This window comes from bacterium, from assembly GCA_027622355.1.
Lineage (GTDB): Bacteria > UBA8248 > UBA8248 > UBA8248 > UBA8248 > JAQBZT01.
Window position 1 is genome coordinate 1 of record JAQBZT010000176.1, and the last position, 6,441, is coordinate 6,441.

A 6,441-nucleotide genomic window follows, 5' to 3' on the forward strand; every position below is an offset into this window, starting at 1 on the left:
GCTTCGCCGCCCAGCTCGCCCGGCTTCCCCACCCGCAGCCGATGTCGAGATAATCCTCGCCCGGCGTCAGGCGGATCTTCCGGCACACCAGATCCAGCTTGTCGCGCTGGGCCTGATCCAGGCCTCCCTCCGGGTCCCGGTAGTAGGCGCAGGTGTAGACCATATTCTCGCAAAGGAACGTCTTGTAGAATTCATTGGACAGATCGTAGTGATACGAGATCGCTTCCCGGTCAAATTCCTTGGTTCGGGATTTGGCCATCTTTCTCTCTCCCTGTACTTGATTGGACCCGGCTCAACCGATGCCGAAGGCACCCTCGAGCACGAGGCGCCGGCGGAGCCAAGCGTTACCGCACATCATTTTCGCCACCGATTGCACCAAACGATCCGGGAGGCGTTCCGCCAGCCTTCCGGCGATCCCCTTCTCCCCGGAACCGAAAGTCTCCGAAACCCGGCGGGCGTACTCGTCAAAGCCCACGCCCCGCTCCCGGAAGGCCAAGATGGCCTCGGCCGCCATGCAGGCGCTCCGCACGCCCGGGCCGATTCCCTCGCCGCTGAAATCCTGGGCGAGACCGCAGGCATCCCCGACGAGCAGGTACCGCTCGCCCGCCGCCCGGCGGGGGGCGCCGCGCCGGATGGTATAGGCATGGCCCTTGAAGGGGGTCAGCTTGAGGCCCTCGGGAAGTCGCTCGCTCTTCCGAAGCCGCGCGAGCAGCGCTTCGCGCCGCTCGTGAACGCTCGGGGACTTCCCAACGCAACCCACCCCGATGTTGAGGAAATCCCCCTTGGTGAAATACCAGCCGTATCCCTTGAAATCGGGCTCGGCGAAAAGCTCGGGCAAGCCGTAGTGCGGGGCGAGCGAGCGAAGCACATCCGCCCCCACCCGCGTTTCGCTCTCCTGGGTCAGAACGACGACCTCCTCATCGGGCACCCCGCTCAGCGAGCGCGCAACCGGACAGGTGTGGCCGCCCGCGCCCACGACAACGGCCCCCTCGACGCTTTCGGCTTCCCCGATGTCGAGAAGGACGCTGTCTGCCCCGATTTTCACCTCCCGCACCCGCACGCCCTCGCGCACCTCCGCTCCGGCGCGCTCCGCCCGGCGGAGAAGGAAGTCGTCGAATTCCTGGCGGACAATTCCGAAGCTGGCCGGCTCGCGCCACCTCGTTTCGTGAAGGGTGTCGTCATAGCCGACGTAGACGGCCTCGAAAGGCTGAATCGTGCGGGGATACGTCTCGATCGTGAGTTCGAGGTCCTTCATCACTTTTTTCGTCACCCAGCCGGCGCAGAGTTTCACGCGGGGGAACTTGGCGGCATCGAGGACAAGGGGTCGAAGCCCCTTCCGGGCGAGCTGCCAGGCCACCGTGCTTCCCGCGGGGCCGCCGCCGACGATGACCGCATCCCACACGCTCATTCGGAGAGCCTCCATATCCGCCAGCCGAAACAAAGCCGCCGCCAGAAGGACAGGTTGATATCTTCCATGCTGTTGGCCACCTCCATCGCCTCGAAGAGATCGCCCTCGAAGTCCAGCTCACTTTCAATATAGGCCTCGCCGAAATTGAAGCTCGTCGGCTCATAGAGAAGCCGCTTGAATACGCGCAGGGAGAGAAAATGCACCGTGAGGGCGCAGACTCTCTCGCCGACCTCGAGTTCGGAGCCGTCCCAGAGCCGGATACGGAAGCCGGGCTCCATCGGCGCGAAAATCTCCCGCAGAATCTCTGCCGCTCGGGCAGCCGATAGATTCGCTGTGCCTGCATGCACCACGAAATTCTCCTTGCATTGCGTGCGGAACGCCGGGAAACCGGTTTCGGGAGCCGCACATCCCTATAATAAAAATACGCTTATTTCCCTCTTGTGCCGAATTTTGAGAAAAATGTAAAGGATTGCCCCAAAAAGCAGGATTTTCCTGCCCCATTACCTCAGAAGAACCACCAAAATCACGCCGGTGACGATCAGCAGCGCGCCCCCCGTGATCCGCTTCGTTATCGGCTCCTTCTTTCCGAGGATAAGCCGCACCAGGACCAGCGTAAACAGCGGGCCGGTGGATACCAGCGGGGCCACCCGGGACACCTCTCCCCAGCGCAGGGCCAGAAGCAGGCCGTACTGCGCGCAGATCATAAAAAAGCCCGCGATGAGGAATTTGTGGACCCCGAGCCGGGAGAACACATAGGGCTTCCCCCGGTTCGCCATCGAGAGCAGGAAGGGGGTGGCGGCAGCGGCGGAGAGACCCTGAAGGAATCCGCCGAAGAGAATGGAATCCATTCCGCCGAAGCCCATTTTCCGGAACGTGTGCGCCAGGCCGAAGCATATCGCCGAAAAAATGGAGAGGAGAAGATATTTGTTCTTCCCCTTCATCTGCACCCCGCCCGAGATGATGTAAACCCCGGCCACGACCAAGGCGATGCCGGACCAGACGAGGGCCGAGGGCCGCTCTCCCAGGAGAAGAAACGCCCAGAACGCGCCGAAAATCGCGTTGCTGTTGACCAGCGAGCTGTTCGAGGCCACGCCGATCTGCTGGATGGCGCGGTACATGAAAAAGAGCGACAGCGCCGGCGAAGCCAGCCCCGCGGCGATGAACGCCAGCCAGTACCAGTTGAAGGAGATCGCGGAGAAATCCACGAAGAGAAGCGCGGCCACGGAGGCGGCGAAATACACCAGGTTGACGATCAGGCTCCCGGTGTGGGGCGTGCTCTCATCAATGCCCATGCGGGTGAAAATGCCCGAGAGGGAGAAGAAGAGCGCCGGAAGGAGCGCGACGCTTTCAAATGGAATCAAATCCGCCCTCTCCCTAGAAACGAGAAGCGCTCGCCCACCCAAGCCGCGCGCGCGATGCTACCGCTCCAGCACCTCGGGATTCACGATGTTGATGGGCCGCTCGCCGGCCAGGGCGCGGGACACGTTTTCCCGTGTCCGCTCGATGGCGGCCACCTGCGTCTCCGGCGTTCGCGAAGCATGATGGGGCGTGATCAGAACGTTGTTCATCTTCCTGAGCGGATGATCATCGGGCAGGGGCTCGGGGTCGGTCACATCAAGGGCGGCGGCGGCGATCTCCCCCTGCTGGAGCGCCTGGAGGATGTCCTCCGTCACGGCCACGGGCCCGCGCGCCACGTTGACCAACATGGCGTCTTTCTTCATGCGCTTCAGCGCCGCCGCGTTGAGGATACCCTGCGTCTCCGGGAGGAGCGGCATGCACAGGACCAGGAAGTTCGAGCGCGGAAGAAGAGCATCGAAAGAGAGAAATTCGACATCCACATCGGGGAGGCGGGAGGGGTCCGGAGTGCGCGTATGGGCGAGAACTTTCATCCCAAATCCATCCGCGATCAGCGCCGTGTGGCGGCCGATGTCGCCGAGGCCGACGATGCCAATCGTCTTCCCGCCGAGTTGGACGGCATCGGTGTGCTCCCAGGCCGGGTCGTCCAGCATCCAAGCGTTTCGGGCCAGATAGAGCATCATGAAGAAGGCATGCTCGGCCACCGCCCGGCCCCGCACCCCGGTCACGTTGCACACCATGATCCCGCGCGCGGTCGCGGCGGCGGCGTCAATGTTGTCGTAGCCGATCCCCGGCTTGGCGACCACCTTCAGTCCGGGCGCCGCATCCATCATCTCGGGCCCCACCTCCCGGAAGACGGTGAGAATCCCCTCGACATCGGGGAGAAGAGACAGGATCGTCCCGAGTTCGTAGTCCGGCGGGCGGACCATTTCGTGCTCAGCGCCCAGCCAGCCGCTCCCCAGATCCCACTGGGGACTTCCATACAGACGATCGACGAGCAAGACTTTGGCCACTCTCAAATCTCCTCAAAAGAAAAATGTTGCCGCCGCTTAATCGTTCTCCAGAATTTCCGCGATGGTGACAAGCCGCCGCTCGGCGTGGCTCTTGAGCATCGCCCGCATGATCGCCAGCGCGCGGATGCCGTGAATCCCCGTCACTTCGGGCGTTCCTCCCTCGCGGATGCACCGCGCGAAATCCTCGAACTGCTCGCGGTTGGCGATATAGCGGCCCTCGGCAAAATCGCAGCCCACATCGATCACTTCCGCCTCGTGCATCGGGCCGTCCTTGGCCTGCAACATGGGCGGATGCGCGCTCGAGAGGCTGAGGTTTCCCGCCATCCCCTGGATCTCGAACGAGAAGTGGGGCGGGGAGACGTAGCTGCCCGAGATGCTGGCGACCATGCCGCTCTTGAGGCGGAAAACGCCCGATGCCGCGTCATTCACCGGAGAGGGGCCGCCCACCTTCCCGCACATGGCCTGCACCTCGACGATCTCACCGAAGAGCGTTTCCATCATGTCGCCCATGTGGATGAGATAGCTGTAGAGCGGGCCGCCGGGGTTTTCCTCCGGGTCCCACCGCATGCTCTTGGGTCCCGCGACCAGGCCGTGGTTGAAGGTGAAGAAGCAGGCCGCCAGGCTCACCGTCCCGAGCCTGCCCGCATCCAGAAGTTCTTTCGTCTTGCGGAAAAGAGGCCAGCGGCGGAAGTTCTGCCCGATGTGGAGCACAACCCCCGCCTCCTCGCAGGCGGCGGCGATCGCCTTGGCGTCCGAGACCGAAAGAGCCATCGGTTTTTCCAGGTGCACGTGCTTGCCGGCGCGGGCGGCGGCGATGGCCTGCTCCTTGTGAACTTTGTTGGGCGAGATGATGGCCACGGCCTCGGTGCCCCCATCGGCCAGCAGATCCTCGAGGCTGGAAAACCCTTTTCCGCCGAACTTTCCGGTGAAGGCCTCCCGCGTGGCGGGCGTCCGGGCGAATCCGCCGGAGATCTCGATGCTGCCCGAGGCCCGGGCCGCCTCTCCGAGGCTTTCCCCCCACCACCCCAGGCCGATGAACGCCATCCTGACGGGCGGCGATACTTGCGAGGAGCTACTCATATTCATCTCCAAAAATCCGAAGTTCCACAATGAAACAGGGGACACCCTCCCCCGTCGTCAGGGACGGCGTCCCCCATCGAAACGCTGCTCTACTTTTGCGCAGGGCCGGAGAAAATCTAGCCGATAATCTTCAGTTCGGGAACACTCACCGGCAGCGATGCGTTGGCGATGGCCACCTGCCTCGCCACGTTGCGCGCCGCCTCGCGGAACGCCTTGGCCACGAGACTTTCCGGATCTCCCACCACGACGGGAACGCCCTTGTCCCCTCCCAGGCGTATCTTGATGTCGAGCGGAATCGCGCCGAGGAAGGGCACCTCGTAGCGGTCCGCCGCGCGCTCCCCGCCGCCGGTGTCGAAGATGTTCTCGCGGTGGCCGCACTGCGGGCACTCGTAGTAGCTCATGTTCTCCAGAATGCCGAGAATGGGTACATCTGTCTTGCGGAACATCTGAAGGCCCTTGCGCGCATCGAGGAGCGCGATGTCCTGCGGGGTGGTCACGATCACGGCGCCCGCGAGCGAGACCTGCTGGACGATCGTCAGCTGCGCGTCGCCCGTCCCGGGCGGAAGATCGAGGATGAGATAGTCCAACTCCCCCCAGATCGTTTCGCCGAGGAACTGGACCAGGGCTTTCATCACCATCGGCCCGCGCCAGATCACGGGGCTGTCCTCGTCCACGAGAAAGCCCATCGACATCACCTTCACGCCGTGGCTCTCCAGCGGGATGATGCGGTGATCCGGGGTGGCCTCGGGCTGCATGCCCGCAACGCCCAGCATCTGCGGCTGGCTCGGCCCGTAGATGTCCGCATCGAGTATCCCTATCTTGGCGCCCTCGGCCGCGAGGGCGAGGGCGATATTTACCGAGACGGTGGACTTGCCCACCCCGCCCTTCCCGCTGGCGACGGCGACAATGTTCTTCACCCCATGGATGTCCATCTTACCCGCCCCGGCCGGGCGCCCCCGCACATGGCTCGAGAGGCGGACGTTGACGGCTTCCACGCCCGGCATCGCGCCGACGGCCAGCTTGCAGTCCTCGATGAATTTCTCCTTGTTCGGGTGGGCCGGGGTGGTCAGCTCGAGCGTGAACGCAACCGCGCCCCCGCAAATTTGCACCTCCTTGATCATCTTCAGGGACACCAGATCTTTACCCAAATCGTGATCTTTGACATGTTTCAGGGCTTCGAGGACTTGTACTTCGGTTACCTCTGCCATGAGAATCTTCACTCCCCGTGTAAAACCGGCCGCCAGACATGCCGGGTATGGGCCATAAAGGATATGGGAAAACAACTCGGCGCATCTTATGGGCCGGATTTTCCCGCTGTCAAACCAGCGCCTCCACCGGTTCCTGAGATTCGCCCAAAGCCCGAAATCGGTTGACGGCTCACCGGGCCGGGTATTAAGTTGAAGTCGATTCAAGAGGAAATAACCCGATTTCATTCGCAGGGCTCCCGCACATTCTTCCGGTGAGCCGCCATTGCAAGGAGGCTTGCCGAATTGGACATCATCGTCTGCATCAAGCAAGTCCAGGACCCCGACATCCCCCCGCGCGACTTCAAGGTGGACGAGGAGAACCGCAAGGTGATCCCGC

At 63.1% G+C, this 6,441-nt stretch carries 7 protein-coding genes; all 7 read right to left on the reverse strand.

Annotated features, from left to right (window positions below; translation table 11 throughout):
- Window positions 1-259 (reverse strand): class I SAM-dependent methyltransferase (locus tag O2807_10445; GenBank protein ID MDA1000915.1); only part of this gene is annotated, 259 nt, incomplete at its 3' end.
- Window positions 260-292: 33 nt separating this feature from the next.
- Window positions 293-1,408 carry an NAD(P)/FAD-dependent oxidoreductase gene (locus tag O2807_10450; GenBank protein MDA1000916.1) on the reverse strand — a complete coding sequence of 372 codons (1,116 nt, stop codon included), beginning with the start codon at window positions 1,406-1,408 and terminating at the stop codon, window positions 293-295.
- Complete coding sequence (locus O2807_10455) at window positions 1,405-1,758, reverse strand: hypothetical protein (protein ID MDA1000917.1); 354 nt, start codon at window positions 1,756-1,758, stop codon at window positions 1,405-1,407. The genes O2807_10450 and O2807_10455 overlap by 4 nt, the downstream gene beginning before the upstream one ends.
- Before the next feature lie 150 nt (window positions 1,759-1,908).
- Window positions 1,909-2,769, reverse strand: coding sequence for an EamA family transporter (locus O2807_10460; protein ID MDA1000918.1), 861 nt, complete (start codon window positions 2,767-2,769; stop codon window positions 1,909-1,911).
- A 57-nt stretch (window positions 2,770-2,826) separates the two neighbouring features.
- The gene (locus O2807_10465; GenBank protein ID MDA1000919.1) at window positions 2,827-3,777 is read right to left on the reverse strand and encodes an NAD(P)-dependent oxidoreductase; all 951 of its coding nucleotides are present in this window, start codon (window positions 3,775-3,777) and stop codon (window positions 2,827-2,829) included.
- 36 nt (window positions 3,778-3,813) lie between these two features.
- Window positions 3,814-4,857 carry a Gfo/Idh/MocA family oxidoreductase gene (locus tag O2807_10470; protein ID MDA1000920.1) on the reverse strand — a complete coding sequence of 348 codons (1,044 nt, stop codon included), beginning with the start codon at window positions 4,855-4,857 and terminating at the stop codon, window positions 3,814-3,816.
- A 116-nt stretch (window positions 4,858-4,973) separates the two neighbouring features.
- Window positions 4,974-6,065, reverse strand: coding sequence for an iron-sulfur cluster carrier protein ApbC (apbC, locus tag O2807_10475; GenBank protein ID MDA1000921.1), 1,092 nt, complete (start codon window positions 6,063-6,065; stop codon window positions 4,974-4,976).
- Between the last annotated feature and the right edge of the window lie 376 nt (window positions 6,066-6,441).

What these genes read in the sequence shown, in the direction of transcription:
- O2807_10450 (MDA1000916.1), bottom strand. Translation starts at nt 1,408, where the DNA reads ATGAGCGTGTGGGATGCGGTCATCGTCGGCGGCGGCCCCGCGGGAAGC.
- O2807_10470 (MDA1000920.1), bottom strand. Translation starts at nt 4,857, where the DNA reads ATGAGTAGCTCCTCGCAAGTATCGCCGCCCGTCAGGATGGCGTTCATC.
- apbC (MDA1000921.1), bottom strand. Translation starts at nt 6,065, where the DNA reads ATGGCAGAGGTAACCGAAGTACAAGTCCTCGAAGCCCTGAAACATGTC.